This is a genomic window from Rhizobium skierniewicense (assembly GCF_014196515.1).
Classification (GTDB): domain Bacteria; phylum Pseudomonadota; class Alphaproteobacteria; order Rhizobiales; family Rhizobiaceae; genus Agrobacterium; species Agrobacterium skierniewicense.
This window is the reverse complement of record NZ_JACIDV010000007.1, coordinates 142,445-168,967: the sequence shown is the minus strand read 5'-3', so window position 1 is coordinate 168,967 and position 26,523 is coordinate 142,445. Positions and strand designations below refer to the sequence as shown.

Here is a 26,523-nt window from a genome sequence, read left to right as displayed (position 1 = left end):
CTCCAGAGGTTGGTTATAGGTCTTCAGCCAGACCGAGAACGTCCAGCATCGAATAAAGGCCGGGTTTCTGGCCGTGAGCCCAGATAGCGGCAGCGATCGCGCCACGGGCAAAGATTGTCCGGTCTGCGGCGTGGTGGGACAGCGTGACCTGCTCGCCTTCGCCAGCAAAAATCACCGAGTGGTCCCCCACGACAGAGCCGCCGCGCAACGTTGCAAAGCCAATCGCGCCGCCTTCGCGCGGGCCGGTATGGCCATCACGAACGCGCACTGATTTTGCCGCAAGGTCGATGCCGCGCCCCTGCGCTGCCGCTTGTCCCAAAAGCAGAGCAGTACCCGAAGGTGCGTCAACCTTGTGTTTATGGTGCATTTCGAGAATTTCGATATCCCAGGCGTTGGCGTCGAGCGCCTTTGCGGCCTGTTTCGTCAAAACACCGAGCAGATTGACGCCAAGGCTCATATTGCCTGACTTGACAATGCGGGCATGGCGGGCTGCGGCTTGAAACTTTTCCTCGTCATCCACTGAGCATCCGGTGGTGCCGATGACATGAACGATCCGTGCCTGAGCCGCGAGCCCCGCAAAACCGACACTTCCGGCAGGGGAGGTGAAATCGATAACACCTTCGGCATGTAAAAACGCGGCGAGGGCGTCGCTGGTGACGGGAATGCCCGAAGGCCCGAGGCCCGATAGTTCGCCTGCATCGCGACCAATGACGGCAGAGCCTTCACGCTCGACGGCTGCATGAAGCGTCACGCCCGGTGTCTCATGGATCAGCCGGATTAGCGTCTGTCCCATACGACCGGCCGCACCCACGACCACCAGTTTCATGCCATCGCCGCTCATCCTGCCTCGCTCATGCTTTCCGGTTCAAAGGCCACGCACGCCCGTTGCCTGAAGATTGTTGAGGCGAGCGTAAAGACCATCTTCCCGGCGCGCAAGCGTCTCGTGCGCGCCTTCTTCCACGACCAGACCTTCGTTCATGACCACGATCTTGTCCGCTTTCACCACCGTCGACAGACGGTGCGCGATGACAATGACGGTGCGGCCGGACATGGCCGTATCCAGTGCCTTCTGCACCACCGCTTCCGATTCCGTATCCAGCGCGGATGTCGCTTCATCGAGCAGCAGGATCGGCGCGTTTCGCACCAGCGCACGGGCAATTGACAGGCGTTGCCGCTGGCCACCCGAAAGGCTCATGCCGTTTTCACCCACTGCGGTATCGTAGCCCTGCGGCTGCGCGACGATGAAATCATGCGCAAAAGCAAGCTTTGCCGCTTCCTCGATCTCAACGTCCGTCGCCTCGGGGCGGCCATAGCGGATGTTGTCGCGGATGGTGCCTTCGAACAAATAGGGCTGCTGCGACACATAGGCGAGGTTCATTCGAACCGAGCGCGTCGTGACATCGGCGATATCCTGACCATCGATTAGGATTGCGCCGCCACTTGGATCGTAAAAACGCGGAATGAGGTTGATGATGGTTGACTTGCCCGCACCCGATGGACCCACCAGCGCTGTCGTCTTGCCGCCTTCTGCGGTGAAGCTGACAGTCTTCAGAATGGGTCCGCCATCCTTATACGAGAACACAACATCGCGAAATTCGACCGTGGCGCTGGTCGTCTTCAAGTCTGGCGCGTTGGGCTTTTCTCGCTGCAAGGGCTGCATATCGAGAATTTCATAGATCATGCGGGCGTTGACGACGGCACGCTCCATGGAAACCTGCAGGCGGGCCAGACGGCGTGCGGGATCGTAGGCGAGAAGAAGGGCGGTGATAAACGCGAAAAAGGCGCCAGGCGGGACATTGTCATAGATCGCCCGATAAGCGGCGTAGCCGAGAACACCGGAAACCGCGAGGCCAGCGATCGTTTCGGTCAGCGGTGCCGTCTTTTCCGTCAGTTTGGCAATGCGGTTTGCGCGCCATTCCGCCGCTTCGATCACCTTGTTGACGCGATCTTCCAGCGGCTTTTCCATGGTGAAGGCTTTGACGATGGCAATGCCTTGAAGCGTTTCCTGCATGGCGCCCAGCACGCGACTGTTGAGGATGACGGCATCGCGCGTTGCCTTGCGGAGGCGTCTTGCGATGTAGCGCAGACCCAAAACCAGCGGCGGCACGATGACGACGATGATGAGGGACAGTATCGGATCCTTGACGATCATCACGACGACGAGGGCGATGAATGTCAAAAGGTCCCGGGCGACCGAGGTGACGGTCATGTTCATGACATCGCGAATGCCGCCGATGTTCTGGCTGACCTGCGCGGAAAGATGCGCCGACCGCGATTCGCTGAGATAGCCGACCGACAGGGTCATCAGATGCGAATAGAGACGCTTCTGGTAGCGGGCGACGATGTTGTTGCCGATTTTCGACAGCGCCACCGATTGGCCATAGGTTGCCAGACCGCGAATGAAAAAGGCCGCAAAAATGGAAGCGCAGATGATCCAGACCAGATCGGCACGTCTGTTGACGAAGGCCTCGTTGATGATGGAGTCCATGATCCAGGCCGTGAAAGCCGTCGTGCCTGCAACGGTCAGCAGGCATAGTATCGCAAAGGCATATCCGGGAATGTGGTCACGCGCATTTTCGGCGAATACGCGTTTCAAAACTGCGGTCATCGTTTCGGAATCCACAGTTTTTCTTATCTTGGCGGTCTTCAAAGGTTTATCCACCTTGTGCGGTTCAGACGGGCAAGCCGCCTCTTCAACCGGCGTCTATAGCCATTCGGGCAGGTTTTGACCAGTGCAGACTTGGCCTTCACGCCTGCCAGCGCCGCCCATCCAATGTCAGGCCGAAATTCGCTGGCGTGCGGGCATAGGTCGAAAGTCCTGCCAAGGCCGCCTGCGGATGAGTGACGACGTGGGTCGGAATGCTGCGCATCAGAGCCTTGTGCGGCGCCTTGTCCTCAAAGGCTGCGCGGAACTCCGGCAGGCGTAAAGCGGGAATGATCTTCTGCGAGATTCCGCCGGCGAGATAGACGCCGCCACGGGCCATGAAAATCAATGCCAAGTCGCCCGCGATCCGGCCGAGATAGGTACTGAACAACGACAGAGTTTCCTGCGCCTGGCGGTTTTCACCGCCAAGGCCCTTGGCCGTCACATCTGCGGGATCCGAAAAGGCGGGCGTCACGTCATCGGCTTTACAAACGGCGCGATAAAGATTGACGAGCCCGCGACCACACAGGATCTGCTCGCCTGCAATGCGCCCCTCGATGGTGTCGAGATGGGGAAAGACCTGATAGTCGCGTGCGCTGCGTGGGCCAATATCGATGTGACCACCTTCGCCAGGAACCGGAAACCACATGTTACGAGCATAAACGAGGCCTGCGACACCCAGCCCGGTTCCGGGCCCAAGCACGACGCGTGACGCCATCATATCGGGCTCATCGGGGCCGATGGTTTCCCTGTTATCACCACCAAGCGAGGCGATGGCGAGAGCCTGCGCTTCGAAATCGTTGATGACGATGACGTCCTTCAAACCAAGATTGACGAGCATCTCCTTTGGCTTGACGACCCAGTGGCAATTGGTCAGCGGTATCTCGTCGGTCTCGATCGGACCTGCGACCGCAAGGATCGTCGAAACCGGCAGCAATGCGGTGTGGTTCAACACCGCATTGCGGATCGCATCATCAATAGAGGCATAATCGGCAGTCTTGACGCTCGTCAGCTGCGTGGGTTCGGCCCTAGCATCCGGCAAAATGCAGAACCGCGCATTGGTGCCGCCGATATCTCCGATGAGAATCGGAAAGGAAAGTGTGTCGTTCTGCTTGGTCATCGCTGCTCCTGGATGGCCGTGATATCAATGTGTCGAATGAAAATCGGTCAACTGTTCGGCTGTGGCACGGTTCAGGGCCATGGGAATGTCATAGACGGTCGCAAGGCGCGTGAGCGCCTTGACGTCAACGTCGTGGGGGAGGGAGGAGAGCGGGTCTATGAAGAAGATCAGCATATCCACGTCGCCGGTTGCGATCATCGCGCCGATCTGCTGATCACCACCCAGCGGGCCGCTTTTCAGGCGCACCACGCTCAAGCCGGGACAGGCATCCTGCACCCGCCCGCCGGTCGTGCCCGTGGCGACAATCCGGAATCGCGACAGGGCGGCCTGATGCTGCCGGGCGAAATCCGCCATATCGTCTTTTTTCTGGTCATGCGCGATCAAAGCGATACAGCGTTGCCCTGTCATTTGATGTCTGCGCCCCAGCCTTGTTCGGATCGCGATTTTTCAATCGATTTGAAGCCTTCTACCGCAACTTTGTACCGGTTGGAAAGCCGCGCGCTATCAATTCGATGATGGGCGGGAGGATGGCCGGGGTACATCGGCAGGCGGCATGGGTCCGCCCGAACGAGACGACTGCGGACCGGCATCTTCTCCGTCCCATTCAGGCGCTGCGGGCGCGTAGGACTTTTGTGCCGCGACACTTGCTGCCCGGCCAGCCGAAGGTGCTGCCGCAATGGCCGCGCAGGCCTTTGGCAGGTCGGATACCATCATCGGGCGCGGCGGCTTTGGCGGCTTGGCATTCGGATCTTTTTTGGGTGCAGCCCAGGGTTCCTTGGTGAACCACCACGCCAGCGACTTGTCGCAACCATCACCGGCGCCAACGGGTGCCTGTGGCTTGCAGTTGGCAGCGCCGGGCGGGCATTCCAGACGCACGTGGAAATGCTCGTCATGTCCGTAGATCGGACGGATTTTGCCCATGAAGGTGCGGTCGCCGGTCCATGTCTTGCACAGCTTCTGCTTGATGGCTGGATTGACGAAGATACGCTCCACCTGCGGGTAACTGGCCGCCATCATCACCAGCTTGGCATTGAGCGGAGACCATTTTCGATCGTCCACCGTAAGGAATTTGCTTTTGTCGAGCATGGAGATGAAGGGCATACTCTCGCGTTGTTCCGCGCTCATGATCTGGTTCGGCATCTGTCGCCACCAGATGTCGGCATCGAGACCGATCTGATGCGAGGCGTGGCCCGTCAGCATCGGGCCACCACGCGGCTGCGAGATATCGCCGATCAGAAGGCCTGGCCAGCCGATCTTCTGGGCATCCTGCGCAAAGCGTTCGATGAAGGAGATCATCTGCGGCTGGCCCCAGCGGCGGTTGCGCGAAAGCCGCATGGCCTGAAAGCCTTGACCCTCGGTCGGAAGCGCAACCGCCCCAGACTGGCAACCCTTGGCATAGGAGCCGTACGAGGCGGACGGACCGGACGATGGCAGGGCGATGTTGCCGAAGACCTGCTTGGCGGGGGCGTCCTGCGCAAAGGCTGCGATACCATCGATGGCCAGCATGGAGATAACCGAGAGTGCCAGGAGTGATGCCTTGCCCACGCCTCTTGCCTGTTTTTCCATATGGTCCGCCGCCTGCAATGCTTGAAATGATTCTCTTGGAAAGATTACGCTGGAATGCGAATTAGGTGAAAGCATGTTCGCCGATTTCAGCCACATAAACTGCTTGTGAGCCAAATCCCCTATATTTCGCCAATGTTTGTCTTATGGTGCGGGGCAATGAAAAACGAAGAGGACTGTCGCCCTATGGCATTTGCAAGGTTGAAATCCGGTTTGTTCGCTCTGGCCGCCGTCTCGTTCGTGTCAGCGCCGATTGTGGCGAACGCTCAAGACAGCGACAATTGGCGCAGCGGGATTTCGACGGTTGGAGAGCTGAAGCACCCTGATGGGTTCGAGCATTTCGATTATGTAAACCCGAATGCGCCCAAGGGCGGTACGTTGCGCATGTCAGCGACCGGAACATTCGATACGCTCAATCCGCTTTTGGCGAAGGGGGAACTCGCAACGGGCGTCTCTTTGGTATTCGACACCCTTTTCAAATCGGCGGAAGAAGAGCTTTCCTCATCCTATGGGCTTTTGGCCGAAGGCGTTACGTTTCCCCAAGACATTTCCAAGGCAACGTTTCGACTGAGGAAGGAAGCCAAATGGGCGGATGGCGAGCCGGTAACTCCTGAGGATGTCGTCTTTAGTTTTGAGAAGGCCAAAGATCTTAGTCCGAAGATGGCGACCGTTTACAGTCAAGTTTCGAAAGCAGAGGTGACGGGCGAGCGCGACGTGACGTTCACGTTTGATGAAAAAGGCAATAGAGAACTGCCGCAGATCGTTGGGCAATTGGTGGTCGTGCCTAAGCACTGGTGGGAGGGAAATGGTCCCGATGGCAAGCCGCGTGACATTTCCCGTGGTACGCTAGAGCCGGTGATGGGTTCTGGCCCCTATAAGATCTCGGCCGTCAATCCTGGCTCGAACATCACCTATGAATTGCGAGACGATTACTGGGGCAAGAACGTCAACGTCAATGTCGGGCAGAACAACTTCAAAACCATCTCCTACGCATTCTTCGCTGATCAGGAGGTTCAGTTTCAGGCATTCAAGTCGGGCAATATCGATTTCTGGCAGGAGCAGTCTTCCAGCCGTTGGGTCACCGGCTATGACATTCCCGCCGTCAAGGACGGACGCATCAAGAAAGAGCAGCTTCCTAATATCTATCGCTCTGTCGGCATCATGCAGGCGTTTGTGCCCAACCAGCGCCGCGAAAAGTTCCAAAATCCAAAGCTTCGTTTGGCGCTGAACTATGCATTCGATTTCGAGGATCTGAACAAGACGCTTGCCTATGGCAGCTTTACGCGCATCAACAGCTTCTTCATGGGAAGCGAGCTTGCATCCTCTGGACTTCCGGCCGGGCGTGAATTGGAAATCTTGCAGGAGTTGAAGGATCAGGTTCCACCTGAGGTCTTCACCCAGGAATACCGCAACCCCGTCGGCGGCGATCCGGCAAAGCAGCGTGACAATCTTCGCGAGGCGGTCAAACTCATGAAGGAAGCGGGGTACGAGCTTCGGGGCAACCGCATGGTGAATGCCGGGAACGGCCAGCCGCTGGATATTGAATTTCTGATCGATTCCGCTGGCATGGAGCGCACCATCTTGCCCTTCGTCCAGAATCTGAAGAAGATCGGGATCAATGCGACGATACGCACTGTAGATGCTTCACAATATACCAACCGAGAGCGCAGTTTTGATTATGATGTCGTCGTCAAATTGTGGGCGACCTTGCCCAATCCCGGCAACGAGCAGGCAGATTATTGGGGGTCGACAGCCGCAGATCGCCAGGGCTCAAGCAATCTTGCCGGGATCAAAAACCCTGCCGTGGATGCTCTGGTGCGCAAAGTCATATTCGCGCCCAACCGGGATGAGCAGGTCGCAGCTGCCAAAGCGCTCGACAGGGTTCTGCTGTTCAACCACTACGTCATTCCGCAGTTTTACAAGGGCGAAATGAATCTCGCCTACTGGAACAGTCTGGTCCAGCCATCCAGCCTGCCTGAATACGGCATCGGCTTCCCCGACGCATGGTGGTCTGCGAATGCCGGAAAATGATGTGGGCCTTGCTTTATAAGGCAAGCCTTGATTCACATGAGCGATGACGAATCACGACGCCTGCGGTTTTTACTGCAGGCCCGAAAGGAAACGGTTTGACGAAGCCGATGACAACTAAGCCCGATACTATCGAGGGGCGCGCCTGATGGGAGCCTATCTTCTGCGGCGTCTGGCCCTGATGATACCGACCATTATCGGCATCATGGGCATCTCGTTCCTCGTCATTCAGTTTGCGCCCGGTGGACCTGTGGAGCAGGTCGTTGCCCAGCTTTCCGGCTCCGGCGACAGCGCGTCTGACCGCCTGTCGGGCGGTGGCGACCTGATGGGTGGGGGGATGGATGAAAGCGGTTCGAAGTATCGCGGCGCGCAAGGGCTGGACCCCGAGCTGATCGCCAAGCTCGAAAAGCAGTTCGGCTTCGACAAGCCACCGCTCACACGGTTTCTCGAGATGATGTGGAATTACATCCGCTTCGATTTCGGCGACAGCTTCTTCCGCAATTCATCCGTCATCGATCTCATCATCGACAAGTTGCCAGTTTCGATCTCGCTGGGCTTCTGGATCTTGATCATCTCCTACGCCATCTCGATTCCGCTCGGCATCAAAAAGGCCGTTTCGGATGGATCGCGATTCGATGTCTGGACATCGGGCATCGTGATCGTCGGTTATGCGGTGCCGAGCTTCCTTTTCGGCATCTTGCTGATCGTGGTATTTGCCGGAGGGTCATTCTTCGACTGGTTCCCGCTGCGGGGGCTGACCTCCGACAATTTTGCGCAACTGACATGGTGGCAGAAGATCATTGACTATTTCTGGCACCTGGCGCTGCCGCTGACGGCACTCGTTCTCTCGGCCTTTGCCACGACGACGCTGCTGACAAAGAATTCCTTCATTGATGAAATCAAGAAGCAATATGTGGTGACGGCCCGCGCCAAGGGTCTGTCGGAGCGCAAGGTGCTCTATGGCCACGTCTTCCGCAACGCCATGCTGATTGTCATTGCCGGTTTCCCCGGCGCCTTCATCTCGGCCTTCTTCACCGGCTCGCTGTTGATCGAAAACATTTTCTCGCTCGATGGTCTGGGGAGGCTTGGTTATCTCTCGGTCGTCAACCGTGATTATCCGATCGTGTTCGGAACGCTGTTCATCTTCTCGCTCATGGGCCTTGTCGTCAGCCTCATCTCCGACATGATCTACACCTGGATCGATCCGCGCATCGACTTCGAGCGGAGGGACGTGTGATGACCGTTGCAACGCCCGCAGTCACCGATGCACTGCCGCAAAAGAGACCGTTTTTCTCGCCCACTAGCGTGCGGCGCTGGCAGAATTTCAAGGCGAACCGGAGAGGATACTGGTCCTTCTGGATTTTTCTGCTGATCTTCGGTCTCAGCCTGTTTGCCGAGTTTCTGGCCAATGACAAACCGATCATCGCCTCCTACAAGGGCGAGATTCTGGTGCCTGTGATGGTGGATTACCCGGAGGAGAAATTCGGCGGTTTCCTTGCGCAGACAGATTACAAATCGTCCTTCATTCAGGATGAGATCAATGCCAATGGCTGGATGATCTGGCCGCCGATCCGCTATTCCTACCAGACGGTGAATTCCAACATTCCGCATTCGGCCCCGACGGCCCCCTTCTGGTTGATGGATGCACAGGAGCGTTGCTCCGGCTATCCGCAAGGCACGGCTGATCCCGGCTGCACACTCGGCAATCTCAACTGGCTGGGCACCGACAACCAGGCACGAGACGTGGCGTCTCGTGTCATCTATGGTTTCCGCATATCGGTGCTGTTCGGACTGGCGCTCACCATCGCCTCTGCCATCGTTGGCGTCAGTGCCGGTGCCGTGCAGGGTTATTTCGGTGGCTGGACTGATCTTCTGATGCAGCGCTTCATCGAGATCTGGTCGTCCATGCCAGTGTTGTACATCCTGCTGATCATCGCCGCGATCCTGCCGCCCGGCTTCTTCGTGCTGCTTGGCATCATGCTGCTGTTCTCATGGGTGGGCTTCGTCGGCATTGTCCGCGCGGAGTTCCTGCGCGCCAGAAACTTCGAATATGTGAACGCCGCCCGCGCGCTGGGGGTCGGCAACGTCACGATCATGTTCCGCCATCTTCTGCCCAACGCCATGGTGGCGACACTGACCTTCCTGCCCTTCATTCTCTCAGGTTCGATCACCACGCTGACCTCGCTCGACTTTCTCGGCTTCGGCATGCCGCCCGGCTCGCCTTCGCTGGGTGAGCTGATTGCCCAGGGCAAGAACAACCTTCAAGCGCCATGGTTGGGGCTGACGGCCTTCTTCACCATGTCGATCATGCTGTCTCTGCTGATCTTTGTGGGTGAAGCCGTGCGCGATGCCTTCGATCCGAGAAAGACATTCCGATGAATGCCGTAAAGGATACGATGACCACTCCGCTTCTTTCCGTTCGCGACCTCTCCGTTGCTTTCCATCAGGGTGGTCAGGAGAGCGTGGCGGTCGATCATGTGTCGTTCGATATCATGCCCGGCGAAATCGTGGCGCTGGTGGGCGAATCCGGGTCCGGTAAATCGGTTACGGCCAATTCTATTCTGAAGCTTCTGCCCTATCCCGCAGCCAGTCATCCCTCGGGACAAATCCTGTTCGAGGGCAAGGATCTGTTGAATGCTTCGATGCGCGAACTGCGCGCCGTTCGTGGCAACGACATCACCATGATCTTTCAGGAGCCGATGACCTCGCTCAACCCGCTGCACAGCATCGAGCGGCAGATTGGCGAAATCCTCGAACTGCATCAGGCCATCACCGGTGTCGAGGCGCGCAAGCGGATATTGGAACTCTTGTTGCAGGTCGGCATTCGCGAACCTGAAAAGCGGTTGAAAGCCTATCCACACGAACTGTCCGGCGGACAGCGCCAGCGTGTGATGATTGCCATGGCGCTTGCCAACCGTCCGAAACTATTAATAGCAGACGAGCCAACGACAGCGCTCGACGTGACGGTACAGGCGCAGATTCTGGAGCTTTTGGGCAAGCTGAAAAGCCAGCACGATATGTCCATGCTGTTCATCACCCACGATCTCGGCATCGTGCGCAAATTCGCCGACCGCGTGTGCGTGATGACCAAGGGCAAGATCGTCGAGACCGGCACCGTCGAGGACGTCTTCACCAACCCGCAGCACGCCTACACCCGCCATCTCCTGGCAGCAGAGCCCAAGGGCGAGCCACCGGTGTCCGATAGCAGCAAGCCTGTCATCATGCAGGGTGACGACATCAAGGTCTGGTTCCCCATCAAGGCCGGGCTGATGCGGAAAGTTGTTGACCACGTCAAGGCGGTCGATGGTATCGATATCACCCTGCGCGCCGGTCAGACGGTGGGCGTTGTGGGCGAATCCGGTTCCGGCAAGACGACGTTGGGTCTGGCGCTGTCGCGGCTGATTTCCTCCAAGGGGCGCATCAGCTTCATCGGCCAGTCCATCGATGCTTATTCCTATGCGATGATGAAGCCGCTGAGAAATCGGCTTCAGGTGGTGTTTCAGGACCCTTACGGTTCGCTCAGCCCGCGCATGTCGGTGGGCGAAATCATCGCCGAAGGTCTGCGCGTGCATGAAAAGTCCCTGTCTGCGGACGAGCGTGACCGGCGCGTGGCGCAGGCGCTGGATGAGGTGGGTCTCGACACCGCCACCCGCTGGCGTTTCCCGCATGAGTTTTCCGGTGGGCAAAGACAGCGCATTGCCATTGCCCGCGCCATGGTGCTCAAACCGCGCTTCGTGATGCTGGACGAGCCGACCTCGGCGCTGGATATGAGCGTGCAGGCGCAGGTGGTGGATCTGTTGCGGGATCTGCAGGCGAAGCACGATCTGGCCTATCTCTTCATCAGCCACGACCTGAAGGTTGTGAAAGCGCTGGCCAACGACATGATCGTCATGCGTCACGGCAAGGTGGTGGAAAGCGGCCCGGCGAAGACAATTTTCGAGGCGCCGAAAGAGGAATACACGCGGGCGCTGATGGCCGCTGCCTTCAATATCGAGGCGGTCAAGACGGCGGCGGTCAGCGATTAGGCATTTTCAAGAACGCACTGGCCTTCTTCTGCCAGCCCACGTACGATGAAACAAGAAGGTGGGAACAATGGGGCGTAATGTCATCATGACGGCGCGATATCTACTTTATCAGCTTGTGGATGTTTTCCGTTAGCGACTCTGCCGCGAACCGAAAATGAAACAACCTGCTGGTGAATGATGGTCGATATTGATTACGCAAAAAGATTTTTCGAAGAAAACCCCGATATCGAAATTCTCGAAGCCTTTGTCATCGATGTAAACGGCGTGCCGCGCGGCAAGTGGATACCGCGCGAACGGGCCATCGACGTGCTGGAAAAAGGCATGGCCGTGCCGCGCTCCGTCTACGCGCTGGATATCTGGGGCCGCGACGTGAATGCCGCAGGCCTTGCCGAGGGCACCGGTGATCCTGACGGGCTGTGCTTTGCGGTTCCTGAAACGCTCTCTCGTGTCACATGGCTGGGGCGACCCACGGCGCAGGTACTGCTCGCCATGAAGGATCCTGATGGCAACGGTTTCTACGGCGATCCGCGCAATGTGCTGGCGCAGGTGCTGGCGGGATTCACCAGGCGCGGCCTGACGCCGGTTGTCGCCACCGAGCTTGAATTTTATCTGATCGACCCTGTCCGCTCGGCGCTTGACCCCGTGCGCCCGCCGCGCAGCCGCGAAGGTCGCTGGCATACCGGCCAGACGCAGGTTCTGTCCATTTCCGAATTGCAGGATTTCGAAGGCGTCTTCCATGACATCTCGACGGCGTGCCGCGCCCAGAATGTCGGTGCCGATACGACGCTGCGCGAAAACGGTCCGGGACAGTACGAAATCAACCTCAACCACGTACCGGATGCCTTGCGGGCGGCTGATGATGCCGTCTTCCTCAAGCGCATCGTCAAGGGTGTGGCACGCAAGCACGAGCTCGACGCCACCTTCATGGCCAAGCCCTATGGCATGCAGGCAGGCAACGGCATGCATGTTCACTTCTCCATGCTCGACAGGGATGGCAATAATATCTATGCGGGCGAAAACGGCCCATCCGAAGCGCTGATGCACTCTGTCGGCGGCCTTCTAGAGAACATGGGGGAGAGCATGGCGGTGTTTGCGCCGCATGCAAACTCCTACCGCCGCTTGCGCCCCAGTGAACACGCGCCGACCTATGCGTCCTGGGGTATCGACAACCGTTCTGCCGCCGTGCGCGTGATCGTCGCCAGCAAGCCTGCGACCCGTATCGAACACCGTGTGGCGGGCGCCGATACCAATCCCTATCTGGTGCTGGCGATGATCCTGAGTGCGGCGCTGGCCGGCATGAAGGAAAAGCGTCAGCCAGGGGGCGCGATCTCCGGCGACAGCCATGCCGTCAACCACGAGCCGCTGCCGACGAACTGGGATTATGCGCTACAGCGTTTTACGCGCTCCAGTTTTGCCTATGCGACGTTCGGGCAGAAATACCGCACGCTCTATTCCGCCTGCAAACAGCAGGAATTATCCGAATTTTCTCTGCGCGTGACCGACGTCGAATACGACGCCTATATCAGGACGGTGTAAAATGGTTGAAGTAACAAGCGCTCCCAATCCCGGCCACACCACATCATGGTATGCGGCATCGGCCAACACCAAGACGGTCCGCACCGCCCTTCAGGGCGACCAGGATGCCGATATCTGTATCATCGGCGCAGGGTTCACCGGGCTTTCGGCAGCGCTGGAGCTGGCGCAAAAGGGTTTTTCCGTCATCGTGCTGGAGGGAGAGCGGGTCGGTTTTGGCGCATCCGGGCGAAACGGCGGCCAGATCGTCAATGGCTACAGCCGCGACCTCCACACGATTGCTCGCCGTTATGGCGCCCAAAAGGCAGCCGAACTTGGAGCGATGTCGCTCGAGGGCGGGCAGATCATCCGCGAGCGGGTGGCGAAATACGGGATCGATTGCGACCTGGTCGATGGCGGGTTCTTTGCGGCGTTCACGCCCAAGCAGATGACAGAAATGGCCGCCAACAAGGCCAATTGGGAAAAGCACGGCCATACCGGGCTGGAAATGGTCTCCGAAGCCGAGGTTGGGACATACGTGAAATCGGATCGTTATGCGGGTGGCATGATCGACCGTTTCGGCGGACATATTCACCCGTTGAACTATGTCCTCGGCGAAGCAGACGCCATTGAGCGTCTGGGTGGTCGCATCTTCGAAAACTCGCGCGTCATCGCTGTGGAGCAGGGAACAAACCCCGTCGTACGCACCGCGCACGGCAAGGTCGCGGCGAAATATGTGCTGGTGTGTGGCAATGCCTATCTCGGCGGGTTGTTGCCGGAAATCGGCGAGCGGATGATGCCTGTTTCAAGCCAGGTGATGGCGACGGAACCCTTGGATGCGGCGCTGATCGAGGAGCTGCTCCCTGCCAATTACTGCGTCGAGGATGCCAATTACATCCTCGATTATTATCGCCGGACCTCCGACAATCGCCTGCTCTATGGCGGCGGAATCGGGTACGGCGGCACAGATCCCGCTGACCTGACCAGCGTCATCCGTCCGAACATGCTCAAAACGTTCCCGCAATTGCAAAACACCAAGATCGACTTTGCCTGGAGCGGCAACTTCGCGCTCACATTGACGCGCATCCCACATATCGGGCGTCTGTCGCCGAACGTCTACTTCTCCCATGGCGATAGCGGCCATGGTGTGACCACGACGCAGTTGCTGGGCAGGATATTGGGCGAGGTGGTCGCGGGTCACGCCCAACGCTTTGACGTCTGGTCATCGCTACCGAACTACCCGTTCCCGGGCGGCAAGACGTTCCGCGTGCCGCTCACCATGCTCGGCGCATGGTGGTACGGCCTTCGCGACAGGTTGGGTGTTTAGAGCGTTTCCTTGTTAAATGGAAACGTTCTAGAGAGCGGATAGACCCTTCAGGGCGTTCTCGGTAATCTCGTCTGGCGTGGCGTCGATGCTGACCGTAACGACGCCGGGTTCGCCGGTCGGCACTTCCAGCGTGGCGAGCTGAGTCTTGAGCAGCGAAAGGGGCATGAAGTGGCCGGTGCGCGCACCCATGCGCTCGGTCAGGAGCGCTTCGCTTCCGTCCAAATAAATGAAAGCCAACGGTCCACCGCAGGCATCGCGCAGGCGGTCGCGGTAGATCTTCTTGAGTGCCGAGCAGGAGATGACGACACCGCCTGCCTCGAAGCCCTTGTGCAGCTCCGCACCCACAAGATCGAGCCAGGGCCAACGATCCTCATCGGTCAGTGGTGTTCCAGCCGCCATTTTCTCGACATTGGAGGCAGGGTGGAGCTTGTCGCCCTCCATGAAGGGAATAGCCAACCGCTCGGCCAGTTCTTCGCCCACGGTGGATTTACCACAGCCGCTGACGCCCATGACGATGATTGCCTGTTTCACGATGATCTCCTGCGTCTTCAAAAATATCGTACTCGCCTACTGTATTTGCGTGCGCAGGGGAAACATTTTCCACGTCTATACCGTCACGATCAGAAGCCTGCGCGTCGCGCGGCCCTGGCTTCCAGCATGGATAGTAGGCTATGGATGAGCACGGCAAGAGCTGCCACGATCATGCCGCCCTGCAAGATGAAGGCGAGGTTGTTGGATTGCAGCCCCGCGATGATGACCTCACCCAGCGTCTTTGCCGCCACTGTCGAGCCGATGGTCGCCGTTGACAGGCTGATGACGGCGGAAAGCCTGACACCTGCAAGGATCGCTGGAAGCGCAAGCGGCAGTTCCACCCGCCACAGCCGCTGCGCACCGGTCATGCCGATGCCACGCGCTGCTTCCAGGATCGTGTTGGGAAGTGTGGTCAGGCCCGTCACCGTGTTTTCGAAGATGGGCAGGAGGGCATAGAGAAAAAGCGCAATCAGTGTGGGCTTTTCACCAAACCCCATGATCGGCACGGCCAGCGCCAGCACGGCAACCGGCGGAAAGGTCTGGCCGATACTGACGATGCTGCGTGAGAGCGGCAGAAACTCCCGACCGAAGGGCCGCGTGACGAGAATGGCGAGCGTTCCGGCGATCAGCACGGCGGTGCCCGTCGCAATCGCGACCGTCTTTAAGTGGGACAGGGTCAGCGATAGAAGATTGGCCTGAATATAGATGGCCGGTGCATTGGGCTGCACGAGGGGCCGAAACACAGGCTCGAACATCTCGGGCCGCACCAGAAAGGCCGCGAGCACGAGGACAAGACCTGTCAGCAGAAGAGGCCCCAGCCGGATCTTCATGCGGAACCGGCCGCGTTCTGTAGCAGCACCTCGCGGCGGATCCGGCCTGTCACGGTGCCATCGGCGCCCATGACGGGCAGCGTTTCGCACCCGGTCCACAGCATGGCGGACAGGGCATCACGCTGACTGGTCCCCGCCAGAAGCGGCTCTCCATCGGACTGGCCGGGTTCGACGATATCGCCCACGGTCGCGACGGACAGCAACCGGAGTGGCCGCTCACGCTCGCCGATCATTGTGCGCACGAACTCCGTTGCGGGTCTCAGCACCAGCTCGGCGGGCTGGCCATATTGAACGATTTTGCCTCTATCCATGACGGCGATGCGGTCGGCCAGATGAAAGGCCTCGTCCATATCGTGCGTGACCAGGACAATCGTAACACCAAGCTTTTTCTGAATGGCGAGAAGATCGTCCTGCGCCTTGGCCCGGATGATCGGGTCAAGCGCGCCGAAGGGTTCATCCATCAAAAGAATGTTCGGCTCTGCCGCAAGGGCGCGGGCAACGCCTACGCGCTGTTGCTGCCCGCCCGACAGGGCCGCCGGAAAGCGGTCGGCGTATTGAGCGGGGTCGAGCTGAAAGAGATCGAGCAACTCGCTGACCTTCGCGTTTATCCGGGCGCGGTCCCAGACCAGCAGTTCCGGCACGGTGGCAATGTTTTGCGCCACGGTCCGGTGCGGAAACAGCCCGTGTCCCTGGATGGCGTAGCCGATGCGGCGGCGCAGCGTGTGTCCGGGCAAATTGAGGATATTCTCTCCGTCGATGCGAATGACGCCGGAGGAGGGTTCGACCAGTCGGTTGATCATGCGCAAGAGCGTTGTCTTGCCGGAGCCGGATGTGCCGACAATGACGGTGATACTGCGGGCATCGATCGTCAGCGACACATCGTCCACCACCGTCGTGCCGTCATAGTGTTTGGTCAGATGGTCGACCTCGATCATGCCCTGCTTCCCCTGTTGAAGAGATTGCTCTCGATGATGGCGTTGAGAAGGATGGCTGCGGTAAAGCCCAGAATGACGGTCGGAATGGTGCCGAGCAAAACCAGATCCATGGCCGTCTGCCCGATGCCTTGAAACACAAAGACGCCAAATCCGCCGCCGCCGATCAGCGCTGCTATCGTCGCAAGCCCGATGTTCTGGACGAGAACGATGCGAATACCGGTGAGTATGATGGGCAGGGCTAGCGGAAAGTCGATTTTGAAGAGCCGTTGCGTCGCTGTCATGCCAAGACCGCGTGCAGCTTCCCGCACAGCATTCGAGACGCCCTTCAGCCCCACGACCGTGTTGGAAACGACGGGCAGCAGCGAGTATAAAAGCAACGCCACGAATGCGGGCGCCATGCCGATGCCGCGAATGCCGATTTCGGACGCACCGGGAATATTCGCGGCGACCCAGCCCAAAGGGGCGATCAGAAGACCAAACAGTGCGATGGAGGGAATGGTCTGTACGATGTTGAGACTGTTCAACACGCCCGCGCGCAGACGATCGACCTTATAGCAGAGGACGCCCAGGGGAATACCGACAAGTGTCGCCGCAAAGAGTGAGCCGATGGCAAGCTGGATGTGACGCCCGGCCTCAGTCCAGAAGATGTCCCGCCGGTTTTCATATTCCTTCATGACCGACAGGGCGTCCCATTGCCCGGATATGAGTGTGGCTGCGACCACACCTAGCGCTAGGAAGAGCAGCACGATCCGTAATGCGGGGCGAGGATTGAGCCGCGCGATTGCATCCGTCGCCATCAGGATCAGGCCCGATGCCAGCAACCAGAAACCGCTGGCGGGCGATACCCGCGCATAGCTGTTATCGACGGGCGTCAGATGGGATGCAGCGCTACCGATGGCCAGCGCCAGAGCGGCAAGACCCACCAATGCCAGACCAAGCCGCAGCCGTGCATCGTTCCGAAAAAACGCACAGCAGACCGTGATGCCGATCAGTGCGTAGAGCGCGTAGGCCCATGTCCGGGGAAGGGCGTCCAAAACGCTGCGAACGTCCCCCGGAACGATACGGTTGGCCCGAAAGGTTGCGAATGGAAGAGCAAAGAGAGCATAGGCGAGGAGCGCAGCGATCAGCGCTCCGACCTTATCATAGTATGGGAAGGGCCAGTGCGAGGCGCGTTGCAAGGCCGCCCCTTATTTTACGAAGCCGTTTTTCGTCAGGAAGTCCAGGGCAACCGTCTTCGCCTGCTCACCACCCACCTGCACACGGCCGTTCAACTCCTGAAGTGTGGTCAGATCGAGCTTTTCGAACACCGGCTTCAACAGGGTTTCGATTTCAGGGTGCTTTTTCAAAACCTCTTCGCGCACGACCGGCGCTGGCTGGTAAACGGGCTGTACGTTCTTGTCGTCCTCCAGAACGACGAGACCGGATGGTGCGATGCCGCCATCGGTTCCGTAGACCATGGCTGCGTTGACATTGTTGGTCTGGTTGGCAGCCGCCGCAATCGTCGCGGAGGTATCCCCACCGGCAAGCGTGATCAGTTGATCCGCCTTCAGCGTGAAGCCGTAGGTCTTCTGGAATGCGGGAAGGGCCGCGGCAGAGTTTACGAACTCGGAGGAGGCAGCGAGCACGACCTGACCACCACCGGCGATATATTTGCCGAAGTCGCTGAGTGTCTTCAGATTGTTCTTTTCGGCCACATCCTTGCGAACGGCAATGCCCCAGGTGTTGTTGGCGGGAGACGGCGTCAGCCAGACGATCTTGTTGGCGTTGAAGTCCAGCGTCTTGGCTTCCTCGTAGGCCTTTGCCGCATCTTTCCAGAGAGGATCGTTTGCCTTTTCGAAGAAGTAGGCGGCATTGCCCGTGTACTCGGGATAGATGTCGATTTCGCCAGCCGTAATCGCCTTGCGCACAACGGGGGTAGCACCAAGCTGAATGCGGTCTGTGGTTTCGATGTCGTTCTTGCTCAGCACAGTCATGATGATGTTGCCGAGGACGGAACCTTCCGTATCGATCTTGGATGAAACGACGACCTGCGCCTGTGCGATGGATGCATAAAGTGCGAGCGCAAATCCTGCGCCGGTGAGTTTCATCAAACGCTTCATCAAGCATCTCCAACAGGATACGGGGGAATTCCCGGAAATCGTCTCTGCGCAATGCGATTGCGACGGTCTCCAATTCAAGTGGCGGTAACGAAAAAGAGATCGAAAGGTTGCATGCGCGATGGCGATTTATACGTATTGCCTAATGCAGGATCCTTAGGCGTCGTCTCAGTCCGATTTTCTGCGCGCGTCCTTGCCCATGACGAGCGGCATGAGAACGGAGAGAAACAGCAGGCGCAGAACGTGATGGGCACCGACATAGGCCGTGTCGGCGTGCATCATGACCGCCATGGCGGCCATTGTTTCGAGACCGCCCGGCGCGAAGGCAATCATCACCGCATTGAGCGGAACGCCCGTCATTTTGGAGACCGCAACGGCGGCAAGACAGGCCAGCAACATCACAGCCACGGTCACGACGCCGCCCGCCACGAAGGCCATTTTCATGTCCCGAAGCGAAGAGCGGGTAAACCGCGTGCCAATCAGGCTGCCCAAAATGATATAGGTCGGCTGGCTCAGCCAACCCGGCACGCCACCGCTCGTCAGTCCGGTGATGTGAATGCCGATGGAGACGGCGACGCCACCGAGCAGCAGGGCTGCGGGAAAGCGCCAGCGCATGAAAACCCACCCGACAGCCAGTGACGCCAGAACTGTCAAAGCCAGCACCATCGGTGGCATCGGCGGCGCCAGGATCAAAGGTTCGATGCTGATCAGATCGAGATATTCGACAATGACCGGCACGGCGAGAGTGAGGGCCAGAACGCGCACGCTCTGGATGACGCTGACGGTCGCCAGATCGCTTTTTGTTTCTGCCGTCAGGCTGATGATGTAGCTGAGATGGCCCGGTGATGCGCCCAGCATGGCTGTGGTGCGGTCATAACCAAAGCCGAAGTGCAAGATCCAATAGGCGACGTAGAGCAGAAGAACGACGGTTGCCAGCACCGCGACGAAGCTCAGCGGCCAGGTTTTGGCGGCATCGATGACCTCCGGCGTTACGCTCGTTCCCATGGAAATGCCAACGACGACGAAGGTGGCATTGCGCAGCATCTGGGGCACCGAAAGTCGCAGCCCCGACAATCCCGCCAGCGTGACGGCAAGCGCCGGGCCGCAGAGAAACGGCGCGGGCAGTCCGATCAGAGACGCGATGAGAGCACCGATGCTGCCGACGAAGGCCGTGAGGAGAAAGCTTTGGAGGTCTGGCTTGGTCATCATGCTTACGGGATGGGAATTGGCGGGAAAGAATCGGACGGTGAGGCTACCGAGATGCAACTGTGCCTTTTGAGGCGCAACCGTCAACCGCATGTGTCTTAAAAACAGAAAACCCGCGAACGATGTCCGCGGGCTGAAAAATCTCGACAGGGACGCTTCAGGCTCAGGCTGCCGGAGCAGCCGCCACGACGCGAGGCGGACGGCGCTTGGCCATGGTGTCTTCGAGGCCGAGCAGGAAACTGATCTGCGGACGGGCCTTGACGAGATCGTCGATGGAATATTGTGTCAGGACGTCGAAGAAAGCGTTGAGCGCCTTGCGCAGCGCAGAGTTCAGACCGCAGCTATCCACCAGCGGGCATTCCACGGCACCGTCTTCGAAGCATTCCGCCATGGCAAAGCTGTCTTCCGTCACCTTGACGACATCGAACAGGCTGATCTTTTCGGCGGGCTTGCCAAGCTTGACGCCGCCATTGCGACCGCGCACGGTCTCAACCAGGCCGGCCTTGTTGAGCGGCTGCAAAATCTTGAAGAGGAACAGTTCGGAGACACCGTAAGCCTTGGCGATTTCCGGGATGCGGCTGAGGTTGCCGTCATTGGCGGCGCAATACATCAACATGCGGACGGCATAGTTGGTCTGTTTGGTCAAACGCATGCTGATCTCCTGACTCCAGTAATGTGGAGTCATATAGTCGTTATTTTACTTTAGAACAATTCCAGAAATAAAAAATTCTCCGGGAGATTTCCGATCCTTCAATTGTCCTGTTGACCGCCTGCTGTGATTCATGAACAAACAACTCAAGAATCCAATCTACCGGAGGCGTGCCCCATGGCAAGCGTGAAGTCGATATTTTGTGCAATTGCAGCCACGACATCGGTTATCGGTTGCGGAATGTCCACAGCTGTCGCAGGTGGCGAAGTCAACGTCTACTCCTATCGCCAGCCCGAACTCATTCAGCCGCTGCTGGACGCCTTCACCAAGGAGACCGGCATCGAGGCCAATGTGCTGTTTCTGGACAAGGGTCTGGTCGAGCGCATCCAGGCAGAAGGCGTGAATTCACCCGCCGACATTCTGCTCACGGTAGATATTGCCCGCCTTGTGGAGGCCAAGGAAGGCAAGGTGACACAACCGGTCCTGAACGATCCGGTGATCGAAAAGGATATTCCCGCCAATCTTCGCGACCCGGAAGGCGAATGGTTCGGCCTGACCACGCGAGGCCGCGTCGTCTACGCCTCGAAAGACCGCGTCAGCCAGAAGGATATCACCTATGAGGAGCTTGCCGATCCGAAGTGGAAAGGCAAGATCTGCATTCGTGATGGCCAGCACTCCTACAATATCGCGCTGTTTGCATCCATGATCGCCCATCACGGCCTGGATTATACGCGTACATGGCTGACGGGCTTGAAGAACAATCTGGCCCGCAAGCCCGATGGCACCGACCGCAGCCAGGCGAAATCCATCTATTCGGGTGAATGCGATATCGCATTGGGCAACACCTATTATGTTGGGCTGATGCTGACCAATGACCAGGAACCTGAGGAAAAGGTCTGGGGCAATGCGGTGCGCGTCATCTTCCCGAATGCGCAGGATCGCGGCACACACGTCAACATCTCGGGCGTTGCGATGACGAAATATGCGCCCAACAGGGACAATGCCTTGAAGCTGATGGAATTTCTGGCCTCCGGCAAAGCCCAGGAAATCTATGCCAAGCAGGTCTTCGAATATCCTGTCCTGCCGGGCGCGCAACCATCCGACGTTGTCAAGAATTTTGGACCGATCAAGCCGGATAGCCTGTCATTGACCGAAATTGCTGCGCACCGCAAGCAGGCGTCTGAACTGGTGGATGAAGTCGGCTTCAATGACGGCCCGTCCAACTGATCGGTCCGTGACGCTTGAAGGCTTTGTCCTGTAAAAGGAAGGCCTCAGCCGCGCTTGCGGCGAAGGCGGATCACCACGTCAACATGAGCGATTTCCATGCCCTCTGGCGGTTCCGGCAGATTGCCGATCTCCAGATTGTTGACGGGAATATCGAGAACCTCGTTCTCACCTTCGACGAAGAAGTGGTGATGATCCGAGACATTCGTATCGAAGTAGGTCTTGGCGCCCTCGACGGCGAGAACGCGGATGATGCCAGCTTCTGTGAATTGATGCAGGGTGTTGTAGACGGTGGCGAGCGAAATCGGCACGCCGGCATTGACGGCCTCGTCGTGCAACTCCTCGACAGTCAAGTGGCGGTCACCCTTGGCGAAGAGCAGATCGCCCAGAGCCACACGCTGACGTGTGGGTCGCAGGCCAAAGCGGCGCAATCTCGTTCCGATATCCAATGTAGCGTCGAATGTCATAAAAACACGGCCTCAAAACCGGTGGATTAAACCCAATCTAACAAGCATATAACTTTTACGCGTCCGGCTTTCAATAGATTCCGGTAGAATGCTGCGCCGCGATCGGCTGTAAAGCGGGGATTTTTACAAATTTCCTCTGGTTCAGGCCTTACGCTTCCTGTATGCGGGCGCCATGTTAAGGCAGGCTTCGGCCAAAAGCATGAGCAACTAGACATGTAAGTTGCCCTTGTGGCGCTTCATTTTGAACCTAACTTGCTCTACAGAAGTCTTTCAAAGCGTGTAAACGGGGAATTGGATACGACATGACAACGAGGCAATCGAGCTACAATTACGAGGAAATTCTGTCTTGTGGACGTGGCGAACTGTTTGGCCCCGGCAATGCACAGCTTCCTCTGCCTCCTATGCTCATGGTTCATCGTATCACGGAAATCTCCGAAACCGGTGGTGCCCACGACAAGGGTTTTATCCGTGCCGAATACGACGTGTCGCCGGATGACTGGTATTTCCCCTGCCACTTCCAGGGCAACCCCATCATGCCCGGCTGCCTCGGTCTCGATGGCATGTGGCAGCTGACCGGCTTTTTCCTCGGCTGGCTGGGCGAAGAGGGGCGTGGCATGGCGCTGTCTACCGGCGAGGTGAAGTTCAAAGGCATGGTGCGCCCTGAAACCAAGCTTTTGCAATACGGCATCGATTTCAAGCGCGTCATGCGCGGTCGCCTTGTTCTCGGTACGGCCGATGGCTGGCTGAAAGCCGATGGCGAAACCATTTATCAAGCGTCGGACCTGCGTGTCGGTCTGTCCAAGGAAAAGACCGCCTGACCCCTGATCGTTCGGTGAGGGGTGGCCAATGCCACGTCGCACCTGAACCCCTCGCGCGGCAAACACAGAAAAGGTCAACTTCATGAGAAGAGTTGTAGTCACCGGCCTCGGTATTGTTTCATCGATCGGCAGCGACGCTGCAGAGGTCACGGCGTCCCTGAGAGATGCAAAGTCGGGAATTTCATTCTCGCCGGATTTTGCCGAGCATGGCTTCAAATGCCAGGTCTGGGGCAAGCCGTCTCTCGACCCCACTGATCTGGTTGACCGTCGCGCGATGCGCTTCCTGTCCCAGGGCGGCGCGTGGAACCATGTTGCCATGAAGCAGGCGATTGCCGATTCCGGTCTGGAAGAGAGCGTCATCAGCGGCAATGAACGCACTGGCATCATCATGGGTTCTGGCGGTCCTTCGACCCGGACCATCGTTGAGGCTGCCGACATCACGCTGAAGAACAAAAGCCCCAAGCGCATCGGCCCGTTCGCCGTGCCGAAGGCCATGTCGTCCACGGCATCCGCCACGCTGGCGACCTGGTTCAAGATCCACGGCGTCAACTATTCCATCTCGTCGGCCTGCTCGACCTCGGCACATTGCATCGGCAATGCCGCCGAAATGATCCAGTGGGGCAAGCAGGACGTGATGTTTGCCGGTGGCCACGAAGATCTGGACTGGTCGATGTCGAACCTGTTCGATGCCATGGGCGCGATGTCGTCCAAGTTCAACGACAATCCATCCACCGCGTCCCGCGCCTACGACGCCAACCGTGACGGCTTCGTCATTGCTGGCGGTGCTGGCGTTCTGGTTCTCGAAGAACTGGAACATGCCAAGGCGCGCGGCGCCAAGATTTATGCCGAGATCGTCGGCTACGGCGCAACATCGGATGGTTACGACATGGTTGCGCCATCGGGCGAAGGCGCCATTCGTTGCATGCGTCAGGCGCTGGCAACCGTTAAGGGTGAAGTCGACTACATCAACACCCACGGCACATCCACACCTGTCGGCGACAGCAAGGAAATCGGCGCAATCCGTGAAGTGTTCGGCTCTAAAATCCCGCATGTGCAGTCGACCAAGTCGCTGACGGGTCACTCGCTGGGTGCCGCAGGCGTCCAGGAGTCTATCTACGGTCTGTTGATGATGCAGGAACGCTTCATCGGCAAAAGCGCCCATATCGAAACGCTCGATCCCGAATTCGAAGGGGTGCCCATCGTTCGCGAACGCATCGATGATGCCAAGATCGATACGGTCCTGTCGAACTCCTTCGGCTTTGGCGGCACCAATGCCACGCTGGTCTTCCAGCGCTACAACGGATAAGTGCCTATGAATGGCATCATGCAGGGAAAACGCGGCCTCATCATGGGTGTCGCGAACAACCACTCCATCGCCTGGGGCATCGCCAAGGCGTTGGCCGCCCAGGGTGCGGAACTTGCCTTTACCTATCAGGGCGAAGCGCTGGGCAAACGCGTCAAGCCGCTTGCGGCGGAAGTCAGCTCCGATTTCATCGTCCCCTGCGACGTGGAAGATCTGGCCTCCGTGGATGCCCTGTTCGATGCGGTGCGCGAGCGCTGGGGTTCGCTGGATTTCGTCGTTCACGCCATCGGCTTTTCCGACAAGAACGAGTTGAAGGGGCTTTACGCCAACACCACGCGTGAAAATTTCACGCGGACCATGGTCATTTCCTGCTTCTCGTTTACCGAAATCGCCAAGCGTGCGGCCGCGTTGATGACCGATGGCGGCTCCATGCTGACCTTGACCTATAACGGGTCGCAGCGTGTCATCCCCAATTACAATGTCATGGGTGTCGCCAAGGCCGCTCTCGAGGCGTCCGTACGTTACCTTGCTGCCGATTACGGTCCAAAGGGCATTCGCGTCAACGCCATCTCCGCAGGCCCCGTGCGCACATTGGCTGGTGCCGGCATCTCGGATGCCCGCGCCATCTTCTCGTGGAACCAGAAGAACGCGCCGATGCGCCGTACGCCCGACATCGAAGACATCGGCGGCTCGGCGCTCTATCTTCTGTCGAACATGTCCCGTGGCGTGACGGGAGAATGTCACTATGTCGATGGTGGCTTCAACATCACGTCTATCCCGACGCTTGAAGTGCTCTACAACGCCGACAGCGAATAACGCCTGTTCGTGAAGTGACGATTGAAAAGCCCGGTCATGCCAGGCTTTTTGCATTTGAATTACACCGGCTCGAAACCGAACAGATCTTCCGGGTTTGTGACCAGCGCTTTTTTGCGGGCCTCTTGCGACGGAAGCCATGACAGAACCGTATCCAGCAAATCCGCATCATTGGGGTACTCTTCCGTCGTCCTGGCATTGTTATGGGGCCAATTGGTGCCCCAAATGATCCGATCCGGCGCATAGGCCGCGATGATGCGGGCAACGGCTGCGATATCCTCGAAGTCAGGACCGCCCGAACGGCTGGATTCATAGCATCCGGCAAATTTGAACCAGCAATTGCCCTTGTCGATCAGGCGCTTCAGCGCCGATATCTGCGGGCTATCGGGCGTGACCCCGGCAAAGAACTTGCCGTGATGATCGAAAATCCAGCGGCTCTTGATCGCACCCAGACGTTCTTCATGGTCGAGAATATGAGAGCCATCGAATTGCACGGCCACGCACCAGCCCAGCTCCTGCGCGATGCTGTCGACCTCTTCCAGATGGGTGAGATCGACCGCGCCACCGGGCAAATCCATGATGCGGGCGCCGACTTTTCGCCATCACATGTTCTGACGATCGCCATGCAAAACCTTTCAGTGTGGGTCTGCTGACGAGGGCGCAGACTATCGGTCGCCCTGGCGGAGCATGGCGCGATAACGCTGCTGGCTGCCCTTCAGATGCTGACGCATGGCCTCGCGGGCAACCGTTGAATCCCCGTCCGAAATAGCGTGCACGATGGCGTTATGCTCATTTTGGAGCTGTTGCAAATAAGGGGCTGCCGTCTTCTCGGATTGGGAGGCACGCAACGCTGCTCTTGGAATGACATTCTGACCCATCACCTCCAGAAACTCGCGAAAGCGCGGATTGTTGGTGGCGTCAGCAATGGCCAGATGAAGCTTGAAATCCGCCTCTGCGGTGGGGACGCCTGCATCGATGCAAGCCTGCACAGAGGATAGACAGCGGATGATTGCCTCCTCCTGTGCAGGCGATCTGCGCACCGCCGCAAGTTCGGCGGCTTCGGTTTCGACGGCTGCCCGTAATTCCAGAAGTTCGATGATGGAGGAGATCCGATCATGATCGACATCCTGAAACGGCTGTGGCTGCTGGGTGGGAAGTTCCAGAACGAAAATGCCCGCACCGTGACGTGCCTCGACCAGTCTGTCTGCTCTGAGCGCGGCAACGGCCTCCCGCACGACCGTTCGGCTGACTTTATAAAGCTCCGTCAGGCCAGCTTCACTGGGCAGCTTGTCTCCCGGCTTGTACTGGCCGGACAGAATAGTCTGGCGCAACGCGTTTGCGGTTTGGCTGACCAGCGATCCGCCGGTGCGACCGTTTTGAGGCTTTTCTTTCGCGCCGCCATCGACGGGTTCACTGAGGCTGGCCAATCTTT

At 58.4% G+C, this 26,523-nt stretch carries 23 protein-coding genes and 2 pseudogenes; 10 read left to right on the top strand and 15 right to left on the bottom strand.

What is annotated here, in order from left to right; translation table 11 throughout:
* Positions 1-13 precede the first annotated feature (13 nt).
* The 5 genes from dapB to mepA form a co-directional block, all read right to left on the bottom strand.
* Positions 14-841: a 4-hydroxy-tetrahydrodipicolinate reductase gene (dapB, locus tag GGQ73_RS13075; RefSeq protein WP_183896712.1), complete on the bottom strand. Its 828-nt coding sequence runs from the start codon at positions 839-841 to the stop codon at positions 14-16.
* Positions 842-865: 24 nt separating this feature from the next.
* Positions 866-2,608 (bottom strand): ABC transporter ATP-binding protein, encoded by a 1,743-nt coding sequence (locus GGQ73_RS13070; RefSeq protein WP_183896711.1) that lies wholly within the window; start codon positions 2,606-2,608, stop codon positions 866-868.
* Positions 2,609-2,747: 139 nt separating this feature from the next.
* Positions 2,748-3,764, bottom strand: coding sequence for a glucokinase (locus GGQ73_RS13065; RefSeq protein ID WP_183896710.1), 1,017 nt, complete (start codon positions 3,762-3,764; stop codon positions 2,748-2,750).
* 24 nt (positions 3,765-3,788) lie between these two features.
* A complete protein-coding gene (locus tag GGQ73_RS13060) occupies positions 3,789-4,172 on the bottom strand; it encodes a methylglyoxal synthase (protein WP_174151820.1) in 384 nt (127 codons plus the stop codon).
* A gap of 96 nt (positions 4,173-4,268) precedes the next feature.
* A complete protein-coding gene (mepA, locus tag GGQ73_RS13055; RefSeq protein WP_183896709.1) occupies positions 4,269-5,330 on the bottom strand; it encodes a penicillin-insensitive murein endopeptidase in 1,062 nt (353 codons plus the stop codon).
* 183 nt (positions 5,331-5,513) lie between these two features.
* On the opposite strand from mepA, the gene GGQ73_RS13050 reads away from it, so the two are divergent.
* The 6 genes and pseudogenes from GGQ73_RS13050 to GGQ73_RS13025 form a co-directional block, all read left to right on the top strand.
* Positions 5,514-7,358, top strand: a complete 1,845-nt coding sequence (locus GGQ73_RS13050) for an extracellular solute-binding protein (RefSeq protein WP_183896708.1) — start codon at positions 5,514-5,516, stop codon at positions 7,356-7,358.
* 145 nt (positions 7,359-7,503) lie between these two features.
* Positions 7,504-8,592, top strand: a complete 1,089-nt coding sequence (locus GGQ73_RS13045) for a microcin C ABC transporter permease YejB (protein ID WP_183896707.1) — start codon at positions 7,504-7,506, stop codon at positions 8,590-8,592.
* A complete protein-coding gene (locus GGQ73_RS13040) occupies positions 8,592-9,734 on the top strand; it encodes an ABC transporter permease (RefSeq protein WP_183896706.1) in 1,143 nt (380 codons plus the stop codon). The genes GGQ73_RS13045 and GGQ73_RS13040 overlap by 1 nt, the downstream gene beginning before the upstream one ends.
* Positions 9,731-11,380 carry an ABC transporter ATP-binding protein gene (locus tag GGQ73_RS13035; protein ID WP_174151825.1) on the top strand — a complete coding sequence of 550 codons (1,650 nt, stop codon included), beginning with the start codon at positions 9,731-9,733 and terminating at the stop codon, positions 11,378-11,380. Before GGQ73_RS13040 ends, GGQ73_RS13035 begins: the two co-directional genes overlap by 4 nt.
* A 174-nt stretch (positions 11,381-11,554) precedes the next feature.
* The gene (locus tag GGQ73_RS13030) at positions 11,555-12,916 is read left to right on the top strand and encodes a glutamine synthetase family protein (protein ID WP_077102165.1); all 1,362 of its coding nucleotides are present in this window, start codon (positions 11,555-11,557) and stop codon (positions 12,914-12,916) included.
* Position 12,917: 1 nt separating this feature from the next.
* Positions 12,918-14,066: pseudogene (locus GGQ73_RS13025) on the top strand (NAD(P)/FAD-dependent oxidoreductase); the annotation flags it as partial.
* A gap of 180 nt (positions 14,067-14,246) precedes the next feature.
* Here the strand turns inward: GGQ73_RS13025 and GGQ73_RS13020 are convergent.
* From GGQ73_RS13020 to rirA, 7 genes are all read right to left on the bottom strand, one after another.
* The gene (locus GGQ73_RS13020) at positions 14,247-14,729 is read right to left on the bottom strand and encodes a gluconokinase (protein ID WP_183896810.1); all 483 of its coding nucleotides are present in this window, start codon (positions 14,727-14,729) and stop codon (positions 14,247-14,249) included.
* Between the two features lie 110 nt (positions 14,730-14,839).
* Complete coding sequence (locus GGQ73_RS13015; protein ID WP_183896704.1) at positions 14,840-15,580, bottom strand: ABC transporter permease; 741 nt, start codon at positions 15,578-15,580, stop codon at positions 14,840-14,842.
* Positions 15,577-16,515, bottom strand: coding sequence for an ABC transporter ATP-binding protein (locus GGQ73_RS13010; RefSeq protein ID WP_183896703.1), 939 nt, complete (start codon positions 16,513-16,515; stop codon positions 15,577-15,579). Before GGQ73_RS13010 ends, GGQ73_RS13015 begins: the two co-directional genes overlap by 4 nt.
* Positions 16,512-17,693, bottom strand: coding sequence for an ABC transporter permease (locus GGQ73_RS13005; protein WP_183896702.1), 1,182 nt, complete (start codon positions 17,691-17,693; stop codon positions 16,512-16,514). Before GGQ73_RS13005 ends, GGQ73_RS13010 begins: the two co-directional genes overlap by 4 nt.
* A 9-nt stretch (positions 17,694-17,702) precedes the next feature.
* Positions 17,703-18,614: a glycine betaine ABC transporter substrate-binding protein OsmF gene (gene osmF, locus GGQ73_RS13000; RefSeq protein ID WP_183896701.1), complete on the bottom strand. Its 912-nt coding sequence runs from the start codon at positions 18,612-18,614 to the stop codon at positions 17,703-17,705.
* A gap of 165 nt (positions 18,615-18,779) precedes the next feature.
* On the bottom strand, positions 18,780-19,817 hold the full coding sequence (locus GGQ73_RS12995) for an AbrB family transcriptional regulator (RefSeq protein ID WP_412762978.1): 1,038 nt from the start codon (positions 19,815-19,817) through the stop codon (positions 18,780-18,782).
* Between the two features lie 163 nt (positions 19,818-19,980).
* Complete coding sequence (gene rirA, locus GGQ73_RS12990; protein WP_183896700.1) at positions 19,981-20,469, bottom strand: iron-responsive transcriptional regulator RirA; 489 nt, start codon at positions 20,467-20,469, stop codon at positions 19,981-19,983.
* Between the two features lie 174 nt (positions 20,470-20,643).
* Between rirA and GGQ73_RS12985 the strand changes: the two genes are divergently transcribed.
* A complete protein-coding gene (locus GGQ73_RS12985; protein ID WP_183896699.1) occupies positions 20,644-21,693 on the top strand; it encodes a Fe(3+) ABC transporter substrate-binding protein in 1,050 nt (349 codons plus the stop codon).
* 44 nt (positions 21,694-21,737) lie between these two features.
* On the opposite strand, the gene irrA is transcribed toward GGQ73_RS12985, so the two are convergent.
* On the bottom strand, positions 21,738-22,157 hold the full coding sequence (gene irrA, locus GGQ73_RS12980; RefSeq protein WP_045230087.1) for an iron response transcriptional regulator IrrA: 420 nt from the start codon (positions 22,155-22,157) through the stop codon (positions 21,738-21,740).
* Positions 22,158-22,459: 302 nt separating this feature from the next.
* On the opposite strand from irrA, the gene fabA reads away from it, so the two are divergent.
* From fabA to fabI, 3 genes are all read left to right on the top strand, one after another.
* The gene (gene fabA / locus GGQ73_RS12975; RefSeq protein WP_174151834.1) at positions 22,460-22,975 is read left to right on the top strand and encodes a 3-hydroxyacyl-[acyl-carrier-protein] dehydratase FabA; all 516 of its coding nucleotides are present in this window, start codon (positions 22,460-22,462) and stop codon (positions 22,973-22,975) included.
* Between the two features lie 82 nt (positions 22,976-23,057).
* A complete protein-coding gene (gene fabB / locus GGQ73_RS12970) occupies positions 23,058-24,281 on the top strand; it encodes a beta-ketoacyl-ACP synthase I (RefSeq protein WP_183896698.1) in 1,224 nt (407 codons plus the stop codon).
* A gap of 6 nt (positions 24,282-24,287) precedes the next feature.
* The gene (fabI, locus tag GGQ73_RS12965) at positions 24,288-25,094 is read left to right on the top strand and encodes an enoyl-ACP reductase FabI (RefSeq protein WP_183896697.1); all 807 of its coding nucleotides are present in this window, start codon (positions 24,288-24,290) and stop codon (positions 25,092-25,094) included.
* 59 nt (positions 25,095-25,153) lie between these two features.
* Here the strand turns inward: fabI and GGQ73_RS12960 are convergent.
* Together GGQ73_RS12960 and GGQ73_RS12955 are read right to left on the bottom strand one after the other, a co-directional pair.
* Positions 25,154-25,684: pseudogene (locus GGQ73_RS12960) on the bottom strand (amidohydrolase family protein); the annotation flags it as partial.
* A 72-nt stretch (positions 25,685-25,756) separates the two neighbouring features.
* Positions 25,757-26,518: a FadR/GntR family transcriptional regulator gene (locus GGQ73_RS12955; protein WP_234910961.1), complete on the bottom strand. Its 762-nt coding sequence runs from the start codon at positions 26,516-26,518 to the stop codon at positions 25,757-25,759.
* Between the last annotated feature and the right edge of the window lie 5 nt (positions 26,519-26,523).

Excerpts from the sequence above, each read along its gene's own strand:
- dapB (WP_183896712.1), bottom strand. The coding sequence starts at position 841 with ATGAGCGGCGATGGCATGAAACTGGTGGTCGTGGGTGCGGCCGGTCGT.
- GGQ73_RS13070 (WP_183896711.1), bottom strand. The coding sequence starts at position 2,608 with ATGACCGCAGTTTTGAAACGCGTATTCGCCGAAAATGCGCGTGACCAC.
- GGQ73_RS13065 (WP_183896710.1), bottom strand. The coding sequence starts at position 3,764 with ATGACCAAGCAGAACGACACACTTTCCTTTCCGATTCTCATCGGAGAT.
- GGQ73_RS13060 (WP_174151820.1), bottom strand. The coding sequence starts at position 4,172 with ATGACAGGGCAACGCTGTATCGCTTTGATCGCGCATGACCAGAAAAAA.
- mepA (WP_183896709.1), bottom strand. The coding sequence starts at position 5,330 with ATGGAAAAACAGGCAAGAGGCGTGGGCAAGGCATCACTCCTGGCACTC.
- GGQ73_RS13050 (WP_183896708.1), top strand. The coding sequence starts at position 5,514 with ATGGCATTTGCAAGGTTGAAATCCGGTTTGTTCGCTCTGGCCGCCGTC.
- GGQ73_RS13045 (WP_183896707.1), top strand. The coding sequence starts at position 7,504 with ATGGGAGCCTATCTTCTGCGGCGTCTGGCCCTGATGATACCGACCATT.
- GGQ73_RS13040 (WP_183896706.1), top strand. The coding sequence starts at position 8,592 with ATGACCGTTGCAACGCCCGCAGTCACCGATGCACTGCCGCAAAAGAGA.
- GGQ73_RS13035 (WP_174151825.1), top strand. The coding sequence starts at position 9,731 with ATGAATGCCGTAAAGGATACGATGACCACTCCGCTTCTTTCCGTTCGC.
- GGQ73_RS13030 (WP_077102165.1), top strand. The coding sequence starts at position 11,555 with ATGATGGTCGATATTGATTACGCAAAAAGATTTTTCGAAGAAAACCCC.
- GGQ73_RS13020 (WP_183896810.1), bottom strand. The coding sequence starts at position 14,729 with ATGGGCGTCAGCGGCTGTGGTAAATCCACCGTGGGCGAAGAACTGGCC.
- GGQ73_RS13015 (WP_183896704.1), bottom strand. The coding sequence starts at position 15,580 with ATGAAGATCCGGCTGGGGCCTCTTCTGCTGACAGGTCTTGTCCTCGTG.
- GGQ73_RS13010 (WP_183896703.1), bottom strand. The coding sequence starts at position 16,515 with ATGATCGAGGTCGACCATCTGACCAAACACTATGACGGCACGACGGTG.
- osmF (WP_183896701.1), bottom strand. The coding sequence starts at position 18,614 with ATGAAGCGTTTGATGAAACTCACCGGCGCAGGATTTGCGCTCGCACTT.
- GGQ73_RS12995 (WP_412762978.1), bottom strand. The coding sequence starts at position 19,817 with ATGACCAAGCCAGACCTCCAAAGCTTTCTCCTCACGGCCTTCGTCGGC.
- rirA (WP_183896700.1), bottom strand. The coding sequence starts at position 20,469 with ATGCGTTTGACCAAACAGACCAACTATGCCGTCCGCATGTTGATGTAT.
- GGQ73_RS12985 (WP_183896699.1), top strand. The coding sequence starts at position 20,644 with ATGGCAAGCGTGAAGTCGATATTTTGTGCAATTGCAGCCACGACATCG.
- irrA (WP_045230087.1), bottom strand. The coding sequence starts at position 22,157 with ATGACATTCGACGCTACATTGGATATCGGAACGAGATTGCGCCGCTTT.
- fabA (WP_174151834.1), top strand. The coding sequence starts at position 22,460 with ATGACAACGAGGCAATCGAGCTACAATTACGAGGAAATTCTGTCTTGT.
- fabB (WP_183896698.1), top strand. The coding sequence starts at position 23,058 with ATGAGAAGAGTTGTAGTCACCGGCCTCGGTATTGTTTCATCGATCGGC.
- fabI (WP_183896697.1), top strand. The coding sequence starts at position 24,288 with ATGAATGGCATCATGCAGGGAAAACGCGGCCTCATCATGGGTGTCGCG.